The organism is Streptomyces sp. NPDC044571 (assembly GCF_040647115.1).
GTDB lineage: Bacteria > Actinomycetota > Actinomycetes > Streptomycetales > Streptomycetaceae > Streptomyces.
Genome location: NZ_JBEZBN010000091.1, coordinates 1 through 17130, shown reverse-complemented (window position 1 = coordinate 17130; position 17130 = coordinate 1). Strand labels below are relative to the sequence as shown.

General features: G+C 71.7%; 14 protein-coding genes and 1 pseudogene. 13 read left to right on the top strand and 2 right to left on the bottom strand.

What is annotated here, in order from left to right; all coding sequences use genetic code 11:
• Positions 1 to 99, bottom strand: a pseudogene (locus AB0B01_RS29535) (TIGR02234 family membrane protein); the annotation flags it as partial.
• Complete coding sequence (locus AB0B01_RS29530) at positions 80 to 1885, bottom strand: glycoside hydrolase family 15 protein (protein WP_361725605.1); 1806 nt, start codon at positions 1883 to 1885, stop codon at positions 80 to 82. The pseudogene AB0B01_RS29535 and the gene AB0B01_RS29530, both read right to left, overlap by 20 nt.
• 474 nt (positions 1886 to 2359) lie before the next feature.
• On the opposite strand from AB0B01_RS29530, the gene AB0B01_RS29525 reads away from it, so the two are divergent.
• From AB0B01_RS29525 to AB0B01_RS29465, 13 genes are all read left to right on the top strand, one after another.
• Entirely contained in the window at positions 2360 to 4012 is a 1653-nt protein-coding gene (locus AB0B01_RS29525; protein ID WP_361725602.1) for a CTP synthase, read from the top strand.
• Between the two features lie 83 nt (positions 4013 to 4095).
• A complete protein-coding gene (locus AB0B01_RS29520) occupies positions 4096 to 4725 on the top strand; it encodes an NUDIX hydrolase (protein WP_361725608.1) in 630 nt (209 codons plus the stop codon).
• Positions 4726 to 4933: 208 nt separating this feature from the next.
• On the top strand, positions 4934 to 6979 hold the full coding sequence (locus AB0B01_RS29515; RefSeq protein WP_361725599.1) for a tetratricopeptide repeat protein: 2046 nt from the start codon (positions 4934 to 4936) through the stop codon (positions 6977 to 6979).
• Between the two features lie 152 nt (positions 6980 to 7131).
• Positions 7132 to 8247 (top strand): alanine dehydrogenase, encoded by a 1116-nt coding sequence (gene ald, locus AB0B01_RS29510; protein ID WP_361725596.1) that lies wholly within the window; start codon positions 7132 to 7134, stop codon positions 8245 to 8247.
• A gap of 447 nt (positions 8248 to 8694) precedes the next feature.
• Positions 8695 to 9732, top strand: a complete 1038-nt coding sequence (locus tag AB0B01_RS29505; RefSeq protein ID WP_356853173.1) for a ParA family protein — start codon at positions 8695 to 8697, stop codon at positions 9730 to 9732.
• Complete coding sequence (locus AB0B01_RS29500) at positions 9717 to 10166, top strand: hypothetical protein (protein WP_361725592.1); 450 nt, start codon at positions 9717 to 9719, stop codon at positions 10164 to 10166. The genes AB0B01_RS29505 and AB0B01_RS29500 overlap by 16 nt, the downstream gene beginning before the upstream one ends.
• Before the next feature lie 159 nt (positions 10167 to 10325).
• The gene (locus AB0B01_RS29495) at positions 10326 to 11447 is read left to right on the top strand and encodes a segregation/condensation protein A (RefSeq protein ID WP_361725589.1); all 1122 of its coding nucleotides are present in this window, start codon (positions 10326 to 10328) and stop codon (positions 11445 to 11447) included.
• Positions 11444 to 12100, top strand: a complete 657-nt coding sequence (scpB, locus tag AB0B01_RS29490; protein ID WP_361725586.1) for an SMC-Scp complex subunit ScpB — start codon at positions 11444 to 11446, stop codon at positions 12098 to 12100. Before AB0B01_RS29495 ends, scpB begins: the two co-directional genes overlap by 4 nt.
• On the top strand, positions 12100 to 13389 hold the full coding sequence (locus tag AB0B01_RS29485) for a pseudouridine synthase (protein ID WP_361725583.1): 1290 nt from the start codon (positions 12100 to 12102) through the stop codon (positions 13387 to 13389). The genes scpB and AB0B01_RS29485 overlap by 1 nt, the downstream gene beginning before the upstream one ends.
• Before the next feature lie 146 nt (positions 13390 to 13535).
• The gene (gene pnuC, locus AB0B01_RS29480; protein ID WP_361725580.1) at positions 13536 to 14138 is read left to right on the top strand and encodes a nicotinamide riboside transporter PnuC; all 603 of its coding nucleotides are present in this window, start codon (positions 13536 to 13538) and stop codon (positions 14136 to 14138) included.
• Positions 14135 to 15214: an AAA family ATPase gene (locus AB0B01_RS29475; RefSeq protein WP_361725577.1), complete on the top strand. Its 1080-nt coding sequence runs from the start codon at positions 14135 to 14137 to the stop codon at positions 15212 to 15214. The genes pnuC and AB0B01_RS29475 overlap by 4 nt, the downstream gene beginning before the upstream one ends.
• The gene (locus AB0B01_RS29470) at positions 15211 to 15939 is read left to right on the top strand and encodes an NUDIX domain-containing protein (protein ID WP_361725574.1); all 729 of its coding nucleotides are present in this window, start codon (positions 15211 to 15213) and stop codon (positions 15937 to 15939) included. The genes AB0B01_RS29475 and AB0B01_RS29470 overlap by 4 nt, the downstream gene beginning before the upstream one ends.
• Positions 15936 to 16952 (top strand): ADP-ribosylglycohydrolase family protein, encoded by a 1017-nt coding sequence (locus tag AB0B01_RS29465; protein WP_361725570.1) that lies wholly within the window; start codon positions 15936 to 15938, stop codon positions 16950 to 16952. The genes AB0B01_RS29470 and AB0B01_RS29465 overlap by 4 nt, the downstream gene beginning before the upstream one ends.
• The last annotated feature ends 178 nt before the right edge of the window (positions 16953 to 17130 follow it).

The following is a 17130-nucleotide window of genomic DNA, read 5'->3' as shown; positions in this document are numbered from 1 at the left end:
GCCGCGGTCCAGAGCCTTCCACAGGTCCTCGGGCCGGTCGGGGTCGATCCGGGCGGGCGTACGGGCCCGGGTGCTGCCGTCAGCCCCCGTACGCCCCGCTCGCCGTGAGCCGCAGCGCCGTGTCGATCAGGGGGACGTGGCTGAAGGCCTGCGGGAAGTTGCCGACCTGCCGCTGCAGGCGCGGGTCCCACTCCTCCGCCAGCAGCCCCAGATCGTTGCGCAGCGCCAGCAGCCGCTCGAAGAGGTGGCGGGCCTCGTCGACCCGGCCGATCATCGCCAGGTCGTCGGCCATCCAGAACGAGCAGGCGAGGAACGCCCCCTCGTCGCCCTCCAGACCGTCCACCCCGGCCTCCGTGCCGGCCGTCGGATAGCGCAGGATGAAGCCGTCGGGCGTGGACAGCTCGCGCTGGATGGCCTCGATCGTGCCGATGACCCGCTTGTCGTCCGGCGGCAGGAAGCCCATCTGCGGGATCAGCAGCAGGGAGGCGTCCAGCTCCTGGGAGCCGTAGGACTGGGTGAAGGTGTTGCGTTCCTTGTCGTAGCCCTTCTCGCACACGTCCTGGTGGATCTCGTCGCGCAGCTCGCGCCAGCGGTCCAGCGGGCCGTCCGCGTCCCCGCTCTCGATCAGCTTGATCGTGCGGTCGACGGCCACCCAGGCCATCACCTTCGAGTGCACGAAGTGGCGGCGCGGGCCGCGCACCTCCCAGATGCCCTCGTCCGGCTGGTCCCAGTGCTGCTCCAGGTAGCGGATCAGCTTGAGCTGGAGCAGCGAGGCGTAGTCGTTGCGGGCCAGACCCGTCATGTGTCCCAGGTGCAGGGCTTCGGTGACCTCGCCGTAGACGTCCAGCTGGAGCTGGTGGGCGGCTCCGTTGCCGACCCGGACGGGGCGCGAGTTCTCGTACCCCGGCAGCCAGTCCAGCTCGGTCTCGCCGAGTTCCCGCTCGCCCGCGATCCCGTACATGATCTGCAGGTTCTCCGGGTCGCCGGCCACCGCGCGCAGCAGCCACTCGCGCCAGGCCTGGGCCTCCTCGCGGTAGCCGGTGCGCAGCAGCGAGGAGAGGGTGATGGCCGCGTCGCGCAGCCAGGTGTAGCGGTAGTCCCAGTTCCGGACGCCGCCGATCTCCTCCGGTAGGGAGGTGGTCGGGGCGGCGACGATCCCGCCGGTGGGGCCGTAGGTGAGCGCCTTGAGCGTGATCAGGGAGCGGATCACCGCTTCCCGGTACGGGCCGTGGTACGTGCAGTGGTCGACCCATTCGCGCCAGAACCCGGAGGTGGCGGCGAGGGCCGCCTTGGCGTCGGGAGCCTCCGGCGTGCCCTTGTGCGAGGGCTGCCAGCTGATGCAGAAGGCCACCCGGTCACCCGGCCCGACGGTGAAGTCGGAGTACGTGGTCAGGTCCTTGCCGTAGGTCTGCGCATCGGTGTCGAGCCAGACCGAGTCGGGGCCGGCGACGGCGACGGTGCGCCCGTCCACCTTGTGAACCCAGGGCACGACCCGCCCGTAGCTGAACCGCATCCGCAGGGCCGAGTGCATCCGTACGCGTCCGCTGACGCCTTCCACGATGCGGATCAGCTGCGGGGCGTGGTCCTCGCGGGGCGGCATGAAGTCGATCACCCGGACCGTGCCGCGCGGGGTGTCCCACTCGGACTCCAGGATCAGCGAGTCGCCCTGGTAGCGGCGGCGGGAGGCGTTCGGCGCCTCAGTCCCCTCGGGGAAGGCCGGGCCGATCCGCCAGAATCCGTGATCCTCGGTGCCGAGCAGGCCCGCGAAGATGGCATGCGAGTCGAAACGGGGCAGACACAGCCAGTCCACCGACCCGTCCCGGCAGACCAGTGCGGCGGTCTGCGTATCGCCGATCAGTGCGTAATCCTCGATGCGCCCGGACACGTTGCATCTCCAGTCGAACAGCGGCCGCCCCGAGGGGCGCTTCCCTTGCGCGGTCTTCCGTGGTGGTTCGGTTCCCCGCACTGAGCTCATGATTCCGGATGCGGCCGGGTTACGACGACTGCCGGTCTGCTCGGCGGCGATGTGAAGCAATATCCGAGCAGGATATGACGGCACCCTAGTGATCTCCTTGAGGCCCAGGACAGTGAGTCTGGGCCAAACGGGTGACCGGTGGCAATGCCGGAGTGAGTGCTGGCCGGGCGGGCGGTGGCGCGCCGTCGCGGTGCCGTCGCACCGCGTTGCCGGAGGCGGACCGCCCCGGGCGCTGATAGGCTGGTACCCCGTGGACCGGTGGTCTGCCTGTGCGAATCAGGAGCCCCGAAACCGCAGCTTCGGCGCCCCCTGAGACCCTCCGGTTCGACGGTGGCCGGCGCCGGACGCACCTCACTTCGCGACCACGGGAGCCCCCTCTTGGCGATGCCGCCCAAATCCATGACGACCAAGCACATCTTCGTCACCGGGGGTGTCGCTTCCTCCCTCGGCAAGGGCCTGACGGCCTCCAGCCTGGGTGCGCTGCTCAAGGCGCGCGGCCTGCGGGTCACGATGCAGAAGCTCGACCCGTACCTGAACGTCGACCCGGGCACCATGAACCCGTTCCAGCACGGTGAGGTGTTCGTCACCAACGACGGCGCCGAGACCGACCTGGACATCGGCCACTACGAGCGCTTCCTCGACGTCGACCTCGACGGCTCGGCCAACGTCACCACCGGCCAGGTCTACTCGACGGTCATCGCCAAGGAGCGGCGCGGCGAGTACCTCGGCGACACCGTGCAGGTCATCCCGCACATCACCAACGAGATCAAGCACCGCATCCGCCGCATGGCCACCGAGGACGTCGACGTCGTCATCACCGAGGTCGGCGGCACCGTGGGCGACATCGAGTCCCTGCCCTTCCTGGAGACCGTCCGCCAGGTCCGCCACGAGGTCGGCCGCGACAACGTCTTCGTCGTGCACATCTCGCTGCTGCCCTACATCGGCCCCTCGGGCGAGCTGAAGACCAAGCCGACCCAGCACTCGGTCGCCGCCCTGCGCAACATCGGCATCCAGCCCGACGCGATCGTGCTGCGCGCCGACCGCGACGTCCCGACCTCCATCAAGCGCAAGATCTCGCTGATGTGCGACGTGGACGAGGCCGCGGTCGTCGCCGCGATCGACGCCAAGTCGATCTACGACATCCCCAAGGTGCTGCACACCGAGGGCCTGGACGCCTACGTCGTGCGCAAGCTCGACCTGCCGTTCCGCGACGTGGACTGGACGGTGTGGGAGGACCTGCTGGACCGGGTCCACAACCCCGACCACGAGGTCAAGGTCGCGCTCGTCGGCAAGTACATCGACCTGCCCGACGCCTACCTGTCGGTGACCGAGGCCCTGCGCGCCGGGGGTTTCGCCAACAAGGCCCGCGTCCAGATCAAGTGGGTCACCTCCGACGACTGCAAGACCCCCGCGGGCGCGGCGGCCCAGCTCGGTGACGTGGACGCGATCTGCGTCCCCGGCGGCTTCGGCGACCGCGGCGTCAACGGCAAGGTCGGCGCGATCACCTACGCCCGTGAGAACAAGATCCCGCTGCTCGGCCTGTGCCTGGGTCTGCAGTGCGTGGTCATCGAGGCCGCGCGCAACCTCGCGGGCATCGAGGACGCCAACTCCACCGAGTTCGACGCCTCCACCCCGCACCCGGTCATCTCGACCATGGAGGAGCAGCTGGCCTTCGTCGAGGGCGCCGGCGACCTGGGCGGAACGATGCGCCTCGGCATGTACCCCGCGAAGCTCGCCGAGGGTTCGATCGTGCGCGAGGTCTACGGGGACCAGGCGTACGTGGACGAGCGCCACCGCCACCGCTACGAGGTGAACAACGCCTACCGCGGCGAGCTGGAGAAGAAGGCGGGCATCGTCTTCTCCGGCACCTCCCCGGACAACAAGCTCGTCGAGTACGTGGAGTACCCGCGCGAGGTCCACCCCTACCTGGTCGCCACCCAGGCCCACCCGGAGCTGCGCTCGCGCCCGACGCGGCCGCACCCGCTGTTCGCGGGCCTGGTCAAGGCGGCGGTGGAGCGCCAGCAGGCCGCCAAGTGACGGCGTAACCGCATAACGTAGACAGCCGGGGCAAGGATCTTGCCCCGGCTGTCGCGTTTTTCGGAAGGGTAACGGTCATGACCATGCGCATCGCAGACACCGCCGAGTCGTGGGAGGTCATCGCCTCCCGGACCCCCTTCGAGGGCGCGAAGACGGCCGTCCGCTCGGAGCAGGTACGGATGCCGGACCGGTCGGTGGTGCGCCGCGACTACCAGGTGCACCCCGGGTCCGTGTGCGTACTGGCGCTGGACGAGGAGGGCCGGGTGCTGGTGCTGCGCCAGTACCGGCACCCCGTGCGGCACCGGCTGTGGGAGCTCCCGGCGGGGCTGCTGGACATGCCGGGGGAGAACCCGTTGCACGCGGCGCAGCGGGAGCTGTACGAGGAGGCGCACGTCAAGGCGGAGGACTGGCGGGTGCTGGCCGATTTCTTCGCGTCCCCCGGCGGCTCGGACGAGGCGATCCGGATCTTCCTCGCGCGCGGCCTGTCGGCGGCGGAGGGGGAGCGCTACGCCGCCTCGGAAGAGGAGGCGGACATGGAGCTGGCGAGGATCCCGCTGCCGGAGCTGGTCCGCGGGGTCCTCTCCGGCGAGCTCGGCAACCCGGGGCTGGTGACGGGCGTCCTGGCCCTGTCCGCGGCCCTCGCCTCCGGTTCCGGCCTGGAGGAGCTGCGGCCCTCCTCGGCGCCGTGGCCGGCACGCCCGTACGAGGCGTAGCGGGTCCGCTCGTACGAGGCGTAGCGGGTCCGCGCGTACGGGACGGGAGCGGTCCGCCGGTACGGGCGGAGCGGTCGGCCCGTACGAGACGGGAGCCGGCCGGCCGGTACGAGGGCAGCGGGCCTGCCCGCAACGGGTGCAGCCGGGCCGGGCGGGTGGGGCCGGCGGTGAGGCCCGTGGTGTGAACATCGGCTGATCCGATCGGGCGATGTACCCGCCGCGCTCCCCACAGGTCGTCGCTCTGCGTGAACTACGCTCGCAACCCGAAGGCAGGGAGAGGAGCGGATCCGTGGCGGATTTCGTCGGGCGGCGGCGTGAGCTCAAGGAGCTGCGCGAGGACATCGTGCGGACCGGGCTCGACACTCTCTCCGGCCGCAAGGCCAAGTCCCCCCGTGCGCGGGTGCTCCTCGTCGCCGGCCGCCCCGGCTCCGGCCGCACCGCCCTCGCCGAGGCCTTCGTACGCGAGGTCGCCGAGGACTACCCCGACGGGATCCACCGGGTCCGGCTGACCTCCCCCGGCGGGCAGACCGTCCCGACCGAGCGCGCCGTGCGGACCCTGCTGGAGGGCCTCGGCCAGGCCACCCCGCCGGGTGCCGCCGAGGACGAGCTCAGCTCCCACCTGCGCGCGGCCCTCGCCGACCGGCGGGCCATCCTCCTCCTCGACGACGCCGCCGACCCCTTCCAGGTCGACGCCCTGCTCCCGGACACCCCCGAGTGCCTCGTCGTCGTCACCGCCGAAGGCCCGCTGACCGGCATCCCGGACGTCCGCCCCTGCACCCTCGGCGGCCTGGAGACGCCCTCCGCCGTCAAAATGCTCGCCCAGCGCATCGGCGACACCCGGATCACCACGGACCCCTACGCCGCCGAGTCCCTCGTCGAGGAGTGCGGGGCCCAGCCCGCCGCGCTCGCCCTGGTCGGCGGGTGGCTCGCGGCGCACCCCAAGGCCTCCGTCGTCGACGTGGCCAAGCAGCTGCACGAGATGCCGCCCGCCCCCGGCGGCCCGCTCGGCCGCGCCTTCCGGCTCGTCTACGAGTCCCTGCCGCAGCCCGCCCAGCGGACCCTGCGCCTGCTGCCCCTCGCCCCCGCCGGCATCGTCGACTCGCACACCGCCTCCGCCCTCGCCGGCTGCTCCGTGGCCGCCGCGCAGTCCACCCTGGAGGACTTCGCGGGGCTCGGTCTCGTCCGGCACGCGTCCGACGGCCTCTTCCTGCTGCCGGGCTGCCTCGTGCCGCTGCTGAAGGCCCTGCTGGAGACCAGGGAGCGCGCCGGGGAGGTCCAGCTCGCACGGGCCCGGATGCTGGAGCGCACCGTACGGCTGCTGCACTCCTGCCGGGTCATGGCCGCCGCGGAGGAGGACGACGTCCGCGAGAAGCTGGAGGGTTTCCCGCGGGCACTGCGCTTCCCCGACCGGCGGGCCGCCGCGACCTGGCTGGAGACCCGGCTGCCCGCGCTGTCCGCGGCCGCCTCCGTGGCCGTGGCCGACGGCGGGCTGGACACCCTCGCCCGCCGCCTGGTCGCAGCCCTCGTACGGGCGCTGGCCGAGCACCGCGGCACCGCCGAGGCCGCCCCCGAGCTGTACGGGCTGCACCGCCTGGTCCTCGACGTGGCCGAGCGCCGCGACCTGCACCGGGAGAAGGCGGCGGCCCTGCTGAACCTGGCCGACCTGGACGCCGCGACCGGACGGACCGAGGAGGCGCTGGAGCGCTACCGGGCCGCGCTCGATGCGGGAAGGGCGGCAAACGACCCGTACGCGACCGGCCGCGCGATGGAATCCGTAGGCGGTGCGTACCAGGAGCTGGAGGACTGGCACCGGGCCTCCGACTGGTTCGGCCGGGCACTGGCCCAGGCGCTCTCCCGGGGAGAGCGGGCGGACGAGGCGCGGCTGTACGGACGGCTCGGCAATGTGCACACGTACGCGGGCCGGTACGGGGACGCGCTGCGCAACTGGCGGGCCGCCGCCGCGGGCTACCGGAAACTGGCCGATGTGCCGGGCCAGGCAAAGGCGTTGAGCGAGATGGCGCGTATTCAGGAGTACGCCGGCCGGCCCGAGGAATCGCTGCACACCTGCCGGGAGGCCGTCGAGCTGGCCCGCAAGGCCGGGGACCTGCGGCTCCAGGCCGCTCTGCAGGTCCGGCTGGCCGACACGCTCGACCGGCTGGGCGACCCGGCGGCCGCCAGACTGCACAGGTCCGCGGCCGACAGATTGCTGGGAGACGACCCCGCAGCCTGCGAAATCCGCAGTACTTCCGACTGAGATTATTGGTTTGCAAGGCTAGACAGCGCCTCATCCTTCATTAGACTGGCTTCACCACGTCATCTCGTGGTGCATCCCGTTGCGCGCTCTTGTGGACGGGTATGTATGAAAGTGCCCCGTAACATCCCCTGAGCCAAGGACCGTGATCGACGATGAAGGTCGGCATCCCCCGCGAGGTCAAGAACAACGAGTTCCGGGTCGCCATCACGCCCGCCGGCGTGCATGAGCTGGTCCGTAACGGCCACCAGGTCTTCATCGAGCAGAACGCCGGTGTCGGCTCCTCGATCACGGACGCCGAGTACGTCGCCGCCGGTGCCGAGATCCTCGGCACCGCCGACGAGGTCTGGGCCACCGCTGACCTGCTGCTGAAGGTCAAGGAGCCGATCGCGGAGGAGTACCACCGCCTCCGCAAGGACCAGACCCTCTTCACCTACCTGCACCTGGCGGCCTCCCGCGAGTGCACGGACGCGCTGCTGGAGTCCGGCACCACCGCCATCGCGTACGAGACGGTCGAGCTCGCGAACCGCGCGCTTCCGCTGCTCGCCCCGATGTCCGAGGTCGCGGGCCGCCTGGCCCCGCAGGTCGGCGCCTACCACCTGATGCGCTCGGCCGGCGGCCGCGGCGTGCTCCCCGGCGGCGTCCCCGGCACCCACGCCGGCGAGTGCGTGGTCATCGGCGGTGGCGTCTCCGGCTGGAACGCCGCGCAGATCGCCATCGGCATGGGCTTCCACGTGACCCTGCTCGACAAGGACATCAACAAGCTCCGCGAGGCCGACAAGATCTTCGGTACGAAGATCAAGACGATCGTCTCCAACGCCTACGAGCTGGAGAAGGCCGTCATCGAGGCCGACCTCGTCATCGGCGCGGTGCTGATCCCGGGTGCGAAGGCCCCGAAGCTGGTCACCAACGAGCTCGTCGCCAAGATGAAGCCCGGAAGTGTCCTTGTCGACATTGCGATCGACCAGGGCGGCTGCTTCGAGGACTCCCGTCCGACCACCCACGCCGAGCCGACCTTCCAGGTCCACAACTCGGTCTTCTACTGCGTCGCCAACATGCCGGGCGCGGTGCCGAACACCTCCACCTACGCGCTGACGAACGCGACCCTGCCCTACATCGTGCAGCTCGCGAACCTCGGCTGGGTCGAGGCGCTGCGCCGTGACCCCGCGCTGGCGCTCGGCCTCAACACCCATGACGGCCAGGTCGTTTACGGTCCGGTCGCCGAGGCGCACGGCCTGGCGACCCTTGAGCTGAGCACGCTGCTCGGCTGAAGCGTCAACGACTGACGTCAATCTCACGTATCCGGCCGGACCTTGCCCGCAAGGTCCGGCCGGACGTGTTTGCGGGATACGGACGGGCGCCTCAACTCGCCTCGAACGTAACCCTTTAACCCTTTCGCGCACCCGCGAAACTTCACAGTGACAGCCCGGACGCCCTTGACAGAGAGGTGTTCGGTTGCCGACACATCGTTGCCGGTCCGGCGGATTGTGTTGCCGCTGAGTGGTGACACGCCATAGAGTCGCCAATCGTCGGCATGGTGCCACGCTGACCTATCGATAAGTGTCCTGGTCACGTCCGAGGAGGTAAGACGACTTGTGAATGAGTCGACATTTGCTCCTGGGGGTGGTCGAGCAGGGACGCCAGACCGGGGCCAAGGACCCGCCGGGCGCGAGGCTGTCGGCTCCGTCGCAGTCCGCACCTTCGCAAACCATCAGCACATGACGACGCCCCAAAAGAGCATGGACGGCCTAGACGTGAACTCCAGGGCCGGCGACCTGAGCGGCGACACGCCCACTGGTTTCGCCGACTACGACCAGGTGCCCGAGGGGCACTTCTACGACCCCGACGCGGAATACGAGCCCGACCCCGAGTACGCGGCCACCCTCGCTCCCGACGCTGCCCGCCAGCGCCGCGAGCGGATCGGCCCGACCGGACGGCCGCTGCCGTACTTCCCGATCCCGGGTCCGCTGACCGACCACGGTCCGGCGAAGATCATTGCGATGTGCAACCAGAAGGGCGGCGTGGGCAAGACCACGTCGACCATCAACCTGGGTGCCGCACTCGCCGAGTACGGGCGCCGGGTGCTGCTCGTCGACTTCGACCCGCAGGGCGCCCTGTCCGTGGGCCTCGGCGTGAACCCGATGGAACTCGACCTGACGGTCTACAACCTGCTCATGGAGCGGGGCATGTCGGCCGACGAGGTGCTGCTGAAGACGGCGGTCCCCAACATGGACCTGCTGCCGAGCAACATCGACCTGTCGGCTGCGGAAGTGCAGTTGGTCAGCGAGGTCGCGCGCGAGTCGACGCTGCAGCGGGCGCTGAAGCCGCTGATGAACGACTACGACTACATCGTGATCGACTGTCAGCCCTCGCTCGGTCTGCTGACCGTGAACGCCCTGACGGCGGCTCACAAGGTCATCGTCCCGCTGGAGTGCGAGTTCTTCGCGCTGCGCGGCGTGGCGCTGCTGACCGAGACCATCGAGAAGGTGCAGGAGCGGCTCAACCCCGAGCTGGAGCTCGACGGCATCCTCGCCACGATGTACGACTCCCGTACGGTGCACAGCCGCGAGGTGCTGGCGCGCGTCGTCGAGGCCTTCGACGACCACGTCTACCACACGGTCATCGGCCGTACGGTGCGCTTCCCGGAGACCACGGTCGCCGGCGAGCCCATCACCACGTACGCCTCCAACTCCGTCGGGGCCGCCGCCTATCGCCAGCTGGCCAGGGAGGTGCTCGCCCGGTGTCACGCCGAGTGAGTCTGCCCGGAGCCGACGAACTGTTCCGTACGACCGGGGGGACGGCGCTCCAGGCCTCCTCGCCGCGGCGGGGTGCCGAGGAGTCCCTGACCCCGGCCCCGCCGGAACACGCCGCGGCGCAGGCGGAGGGCACGGCGGGGTCCGCGGTGGGTCCGCAGCGGCGGCCGCAGGAAGGTTCTGCCACGCCGAAGAACCAGGGGCGCGGAGCGAACCGCCGCCCCAGCGGGCGGGAACGGCACGACGAGAAGATCACGGTCTACGTCTCCGCCGAGGAGCTCATGGACCTGGAGCACGCCCGGCTGGTGCTGCGCGGGGAGCACGGCCTGGCCGTCGACCGCGGACGCATCGTCCGCGAGGCGGTGGCGGTGGTCCTGGCGGACCTCGAATCCCGCGGGGACGCCAGCATCCTGGTCCGCCGCCTCCGCGGCCGCTGACCGACCCCGCGGGGCCCCTGCCCCCGGCCGCGGGCCCTGGTAGGGCCGGGTTCCGGTTCGTGGGGGTGCACCGGCGGTCCGTGCGGTGCGGGGGGTCCCGGGCGTGGCAGCCTTGGAGGTGGCCCGTCCGCAACCTCCTCCGTACCACCCTGGACTTCCATGCCCCTTCCCGCCGAACCCGGCCGCCCCACCCGCCGGAGCCTGGGGCGCGGCCCCGGTGTTCCCGCCCCGCCCGAAGCCGGGACCGGCCGGGAAGGGGCCGTGGCGGACCGGGAAGAGCCCGCACCGGCCGTGCAGGAGCCCCGGGAGCAGCCCCCCGGGGCGGATGCCGTCCTGCCGGGCGCGCCGGAGGCCGTACCGGCCCCGGCGGCCCCGGATGCCGTACCGGCGACGGAGGCCACGGAGGCCACGGAAGCCACCGAGGTCCCGGAGCCCCCGCAGCGTCCGGAGGCCGCGCAGGCGGAGCGTGCGGCCGCCGGGCCGGGCGACGGGCGGTTCACCTTGCGGCTGGCCAACTTCGAAGGCCCCTTCGACCTCCTGCTCCAGCTGATCTCCCGGCACAAGCTCGACGTCACCGAGGTGGCCCTCTCCCAGGTGACCGACGAGTTCATGGCGTACATCCGCGGCATGGGTCCCGACTGGGACCTCGACCAGACCACCGAGTTCCTCGTGGTCGCGGCCACCCTCCTCGACCTGAAGGCCGCCCGGCTGCTCCCCGCCGCCGAGGTCGAGGACGAGGCCGACCTCGCCCTCCTGGAGGCGCGGGACCTGCTGTTCGCGCGGCTGCTCCAGTACCGGGCGTACAAGCAGATCGCGGAGATCTTCGAGGACCGCGCCCAGAGCGAGGGAAAGCGCTACCCGCGCACCGTGGGCCTGGAGCCCCACCACGCGGAGCTGCTCCCCGAGGTCGTCATCAGCATCGGCGCCGAGGGCTTCGCCCGGCTGGCCGTCAAGGCCATGCAGCCCAGGGCCGCACCGCAGGTCTACGTGGACCACATCCACGCACCGCTGGTCAGCGTGCGCGAGCAGGCGGCCCTGGTGGTCACCCTGCTCAAGGCGCGCGGCTCGGCGACCTTCCAGGAGCTCACCGAGGACGCCGCGGACACCCTCACCGTCGTGGCGCGCTTCCTGGCCCTTCTGGAGCTCTACCGGGAGAAGGCGGTGGTCCTCGACCAGGAGGACGCGCTGCACACGCTCACCGTCCGCTGGAGCGGCGGGGACGGCGACGGCATGCCGACCGTGACCGACGAGTTCGACCAGATCGTGGAGGCCGAGGAATGACCGAGGAGGCCCAGGCCGGTGGTGGCGTCCCGGCGGCGTCCGTACCGGCGGTGGCGCTGAAGCCCGCCCTGGAGGCCGTCCTCATGGTCGTGGACGAGCCCGCGACCGAGGCGCACCTCGCCAAGGTGCTCGACCGCACCCCCCGCGAGGTCGCGGACGCCCTGCGCGAGCTCGCCGACGAGTACACCGTCCAGGGCCGCGGTTTCGAGCTGCGGCTCGTCGCGGGCGGGTGGCGCTTCTACACGCGCGCGGAGTACTCGGCTGCCGTCGAGGCCTTCGTCCTGGACGGGCAGCAGGCCCGGCTCACCCAGGCCGCGCTGGAGACCCTGGCGGTGGTCGCGTACCGCCAGCCCGTGAGCCGTTCGCGGGTCTCCGCGGTGCGCGGAGTGAACTGCGACGGGGTCATGCGCACCCTGCTCCAGCGGGGTCTGGTGGCCGAGGCGGGCACGGAACCCGAAACAGGTGCGATCCTGTACAGGACGACGAACTACTTTCTGGAGCGGATGGGCCTGCGCGGCCTGGACGAGCTCCCGGAGCTCGCGCCCTTCCTCCCCGAGGCGGACGCGATCGAAGCCGAGACGCAAGAGGGTGTTCCGTCGTTCGATCCGGACGCACCGGACACCGATGAAGACGACAAGACGACGGAACTTTGATGCGAAGCAGCGGTAACGGCAACGGCGGCGGCAACAGGAACAGCGGCGGCGGTGGTGGCGGACGCGGGAACTCCCGCGGCGCCGGCTCCGGCGGCGGTGGCTACCGCGGCGGAAGCTCCGGCAGCGGCGGTGGCAGCGGCAGCGGCGGTGGCTACCGCGGCGGCGGCTCGGGCGCGGGCGGCTCCCGCGACCGTGACCGCGACCAGGCGCCCCAGCGTCCGCGCAATCCCCGCCCCGAGGAGCGGCGCTACGACGTGGGCCCCGAGGGCGAGCGGTCCGGCCGCAGCGGCCCCAAGGCGGGCGGCGGCGGTGCCCGCGGCGCCTCCGACGGCGGCCGGGGCGGTTCGGGCGGCGCCCGCGGCGCGGCTGCGCGCGGTGGCGCCAAGGGCGGCCCCAAGACCTCCCGCACGCCGGGCGTCGGCGGGGCCGGCGGCCCGCGCCGCGGTCCCGGCAGCCGCAGCGGCCAGTCGCGCCCCCGCGAGCTGGACGCGCGGATCGAGGAGCGGGTGCGCGAGCGGTACGCGGACAAGCCCGTGATCAAGACCCCGAAGACCTTCCCCGGGGCCGAGCAGGAAGGCGAGCGCCTGCAGAAGGTGCTCGCCCGCGCCGGCATGGGCTCGCGCCGCGCGTGCGAGGAGCTCATCGAGCAGGCGCGCGTCGAGGTCAACGGCGAGATCGTGCTGGAGCAGGGCAAGCGCGTCCAGCCGAAGGACGAGATCAAGGTGGACGGCCTGACCGTCGCCACCCAGTCGTACCTGTTCTTCGCGCTGAACAAGCCCGCCGGCGTCGTCTCCACCATGGAGGACCCGGACGGCCGCCAGTGCCTCGGTGACTACGTCACCAACCGCGAGACCCGTCTCTTCCACGTCGGCCGGCTCGACACGGAGACCGAGGGCATCATCCTGCTCACCAACCACGGCGAGCTGGCCCACCGCCTCACGCACCCGAAGTACGGCGTGAAGAAGACGTACGTCGCGGCGATCACCGGCCCGCTGCCCCGGGAGATCGGCAAGCGCCTCAAGGACGGCATCGAGCTGGAGGACGGCTACGCGCGCGCCGACCACTTCCGGGTGATCGACCAGGTCGGCAAGAACTACCTGGTCGAGGTGACCCTCCACGAGGGCCGCAAGCACATCGTCCGCCGCATGCTGGCGGAGGCCGGCTTCCCGGTCGAGAAGCTCGTGCGGACCTCCTTCGGGCCGATCGAGCTGGGCGACCAGAAGTCCGGCTGGCTGCGCCGCCTGACCAACACCGAGGTCGGCATGCTCATGCGCGAGGTCGGTCTGTAACCCCCACGTCCTCCGTCCCCCTCTCTGCTCGGGGGACCCGAGCCCGCAGTGCCCGTGTGGCACTGCGGGCTTTTTGCTTGCCCGCCACCCCGCCCTCTGTTTATAGTCAGCATGACTATTAAAAGGAACGAGGGGGGCCGGCCGTCATGAGCTGGACCGAAATCCTGGGGTTCGCCACCGGCGCCCTGTGCGTCTGGCTCGTCGCCCGGCAGCACGTCGCCAACTGGCCGATCGGCATCGCCAACAACATCTTCTTCATCGTGCTGTTCGCGCAGTCCGGCCTGTACGCCGACGCCGGACTGCAGTTCGTCTTCATCGCCCTCGCCGCGTACGGCTGGTGGTCCTGGACCCACGGGGGTGGACCAGGAACCGCCGAAGCCCTGCCGGTGCGGCGCACCACGCGCACCGAATGGGCCTGGCTGGCCGCGGCGGGGGCGGTGGGGGTGCTCGGGCTCACGCTCCTGCTGAGCCGGTGCACCGACTCCACCGTCCCCTTCTGGGACGCGCTGACCACCGGGCTCTCGCTGATGGCCACCTACGGCCAGTGCCGCAAGCTCGTCGAATCCTGGTGGCTGTGGATCGCCGCCGACCTGGTCTACATCCCGCTCTACGCCTACAAGGGCCTGTACCTGACCTCCGGGCTGTACGTCGGCTTCCTCGCGCTCTGCGTGGTCGGCCTGCTCGGCTGGCGGCGTACCCTGCCGACGCGCGGCGCCCGTACGGCCGCTGCCGCGGAGGCCACGGCATGAGGCGCTTCGGCCACGGGCTGGTGCTCGGCAAGTTCTACCCACCGCACGCCGGCCACCACCATCTGGTGCGCACCGCCCAGGAGCGGTGCGAGCGGCTGACCGTGCTGGTCTGCGCGGCCTCGGTGGAGTCGGTGCCGCTCGCCGACCGGGTCGCCTGGATGCGGGAGGCCCACCCGGAGGCCGAGGTCGTCGGCGCGGTGGACGACATCCCGGTCGACCTGCACGACCCGGCGGTCTGGGAGGCCCACATGGCGGTGTTCCGCGGCGCGGTGACGGGCCGTGTGGACGCCGTCTTCACCTCGGAGGCGTACGGGACCGAGCTCGCGCGGCGGTTCGGCGCCGAGGAGGTCCGCGTGGACCCGGAGCGGACCCGCGTCCCCGTCTCCGGTACGGCGGTACGGGCGGACCCGGTCGGGAACTGGGAGTTCCTGGGGCCGGGTGTACGGGCGGCCCTGACCCGGCGGATCGTCGTACTCGGCGCCGAGTCGACCGGTACGACCACCCTGTCGCGGGCACTGGCGGCGCACTACCGGGCGCGCGGCGGGGTGTGGGCCCGGACGGGCTGGGTCGCCGAGTACGGGCGCACGTACAGCGAGGAGAAGCTGGCGGCCGCGCGGGCGGCGGACCCGGCGGCGACCTGGGAGGACGTGTCCTTCACGTCGGAGGAGTTCCCGGTGATCGCGCGGCGCCAGGACGCGGAGGAGGAGCGGGTGGCGCGGTCGGGTTCGCCGGTGCTGATCTGCGACACCGACTCCTTCGCGACCGGGATCTGGCACGAGCGGTACATGGGAGGGCGCAGCGAGGAGGTCGAGAAGATCGCCGCGCTGAGCCACAGGGACCTGTACCTCCTCACGGACCACGTGGACGTGCCGTTCGAGGACGACGGGCTGCGCGACGGACCGCAGCTGAGACCTTGGATGACGGACCGCTTCCGCGAGGAACTCGACCGGACCGGGAGACGTTTCCTCCTCGTGCGCGGGGATCGGGAGGCCCGGCTGAAGACGGCGGTCGCGGCGGTGGACGAACTGCTCGGCCGAGGTTGGCACTTCACGGACCCCCTGCCGGAGAACCGGTGAAGGGCTACGACCGGTCCGCGTTCGAGCCCTTCGCGGTGACGGTCGACCTGGCGGTGTTCACCGTACGAGCCGGGGCGCTGCACGTGCTGCTGATCCGGCGCGGCCAGGAGCCGTACGCGGGAGCGTGGGCGCTGCCCGGCGGCTTCCTGCTCCCCAGGGAGTCCGCGGAGACGGCGGCCCGTCGGGAACTGGCCGAGGAGACCGGCCTGTCGGAGGCGGTCGTCGCCGCGCTCCACCTGGAGCAGCTGCGCACCTACAGCGATCCGGACCGCGACCCGCGGATGCGGGTGGTCTCGGTCGCCTTCACGGCCCTGGTCCCGGACATGCCGGAGCCGGCGGCGCAGGGCGGCGGGGACGCGGACCGTGCGCGGTGGGTGCCGGTGGGGGAGACCGGGCCGCTGGCGTTCGACCATGCGGCGATCCTGGCGGACGCCCGTTCCCGGGTGGGCTCGAAGCTGGAGTACACCTGCCTGGCCACGGCGTTCTGCCCGCCCGAATTCACCCTCGGCGAGCTCCAGTCGGTCTACGAGACCGTCTGGGACACCGCCCTGGACCGCCCCAACTTCCGCCGCAAGGTGCTGGCCACCCCGGGCTTCGTCGAAGCCGCGCCCGGAGCCGCCCGCCTGACCGGCGGCCGCGGCAAACCGGCCGCCCTCTACCGGGCGGGCCCGGCGACCGCCCTGCACCCCCCGCTGCTGCGCCCCACGGAAGGACAAGCGAAATGACTGCGAAGAAGCGGGCGGCGACGGGAGCCCTCCTCGGCCTCGCCCTCGGCGACGCCCTGGGCTTCCCGACGGAGTTCAACGACGTCCCGTCGATCCTGGCGAAGACCGGGCCGTGGCGGTCCATGCCGCTGCCGCGCCCGGCGATCGTCACGGACGACACCCAGATGACCCTGGCCCTGGCCCGCGGGATACGAACGGCGACGGCCGGCGGGCGCGTCGACCCCACGGGGCTGGCGGGCCCGGTCCGGGAGGAGTTCGTCGCCTGGTACCACTCCCCGGAGAACAACCGCGCTCCCGGCAACACCTGCCTCACGGCATGCCGGCTGCTGGACGACCCGGCCCGGGACTGGCGGGACGCCGGCCAGACCGGCTCGAAGGGCTGCGGGGCGAACATGCGGGTGGTGCCGGTGGGGCTGGTCCCCGACTGGACGGAGGAGGAGCGGGCCGGCGCCGCCCAGCTCCAGTCGGCCCTGACCCACGGCCACCCGACGGCCCTGGCGGCCTCGGACCTCACGGCCCGGGCGGTGTTCCTCCTGGCCCAGGGCACGGAGGTGACCGGCCTGGTCGGCCGGCTCCGCTCGTACGCCCTGGACAACCGCACGCGCTACCACGAGCGCTGGCTGGGCGACCTCTGGATGCGCACGGCCTCGGACGCGACCCCGGAGTCCTTCATCGCCCGCGGTTGGGACGACTGCCTGTCGGCCCTGGACCGCCTGACGGCGGCCCTGCGGGCCCCCTCCCCGGAGACGGACCCGTGCCTGACGACGGGCGACGGCTGGATCGCGGAGGAGGCCCTCGCCACGGCCCTCCAGTGCTTCCTCCTCTTCCCGGAGGACCCCCTGACGGCCCTGCGCCGCGCGGCCTGCACGAAGGGCGACTCGGACTCGATCGCCTGCCTGACGGGCGCCTTCGCCGGCGCCCACCTCGGCGGTGCCGTCTGGCCCCGCGACTGGGAGGCCCGCATCGAATACCGCGAGGACCTCCTCGCTTTCGCCACCCTCTGGGAGGCGTGACCCCGCGAAAGGGCCGCAACGCCGTTTGCAACCACACTCGTCTGCCTGCCGATGTTTACTCGAATAGCGCAGAAGCCCCGCCAAGAAAATTTTTTTGGGGGGGGTGTGGGGGTTGGGGGTTGGTGGGTGTGTGGTGGGTTGGGCCCTATCAACGTGTTTAAAGGTGCGATGATTGATT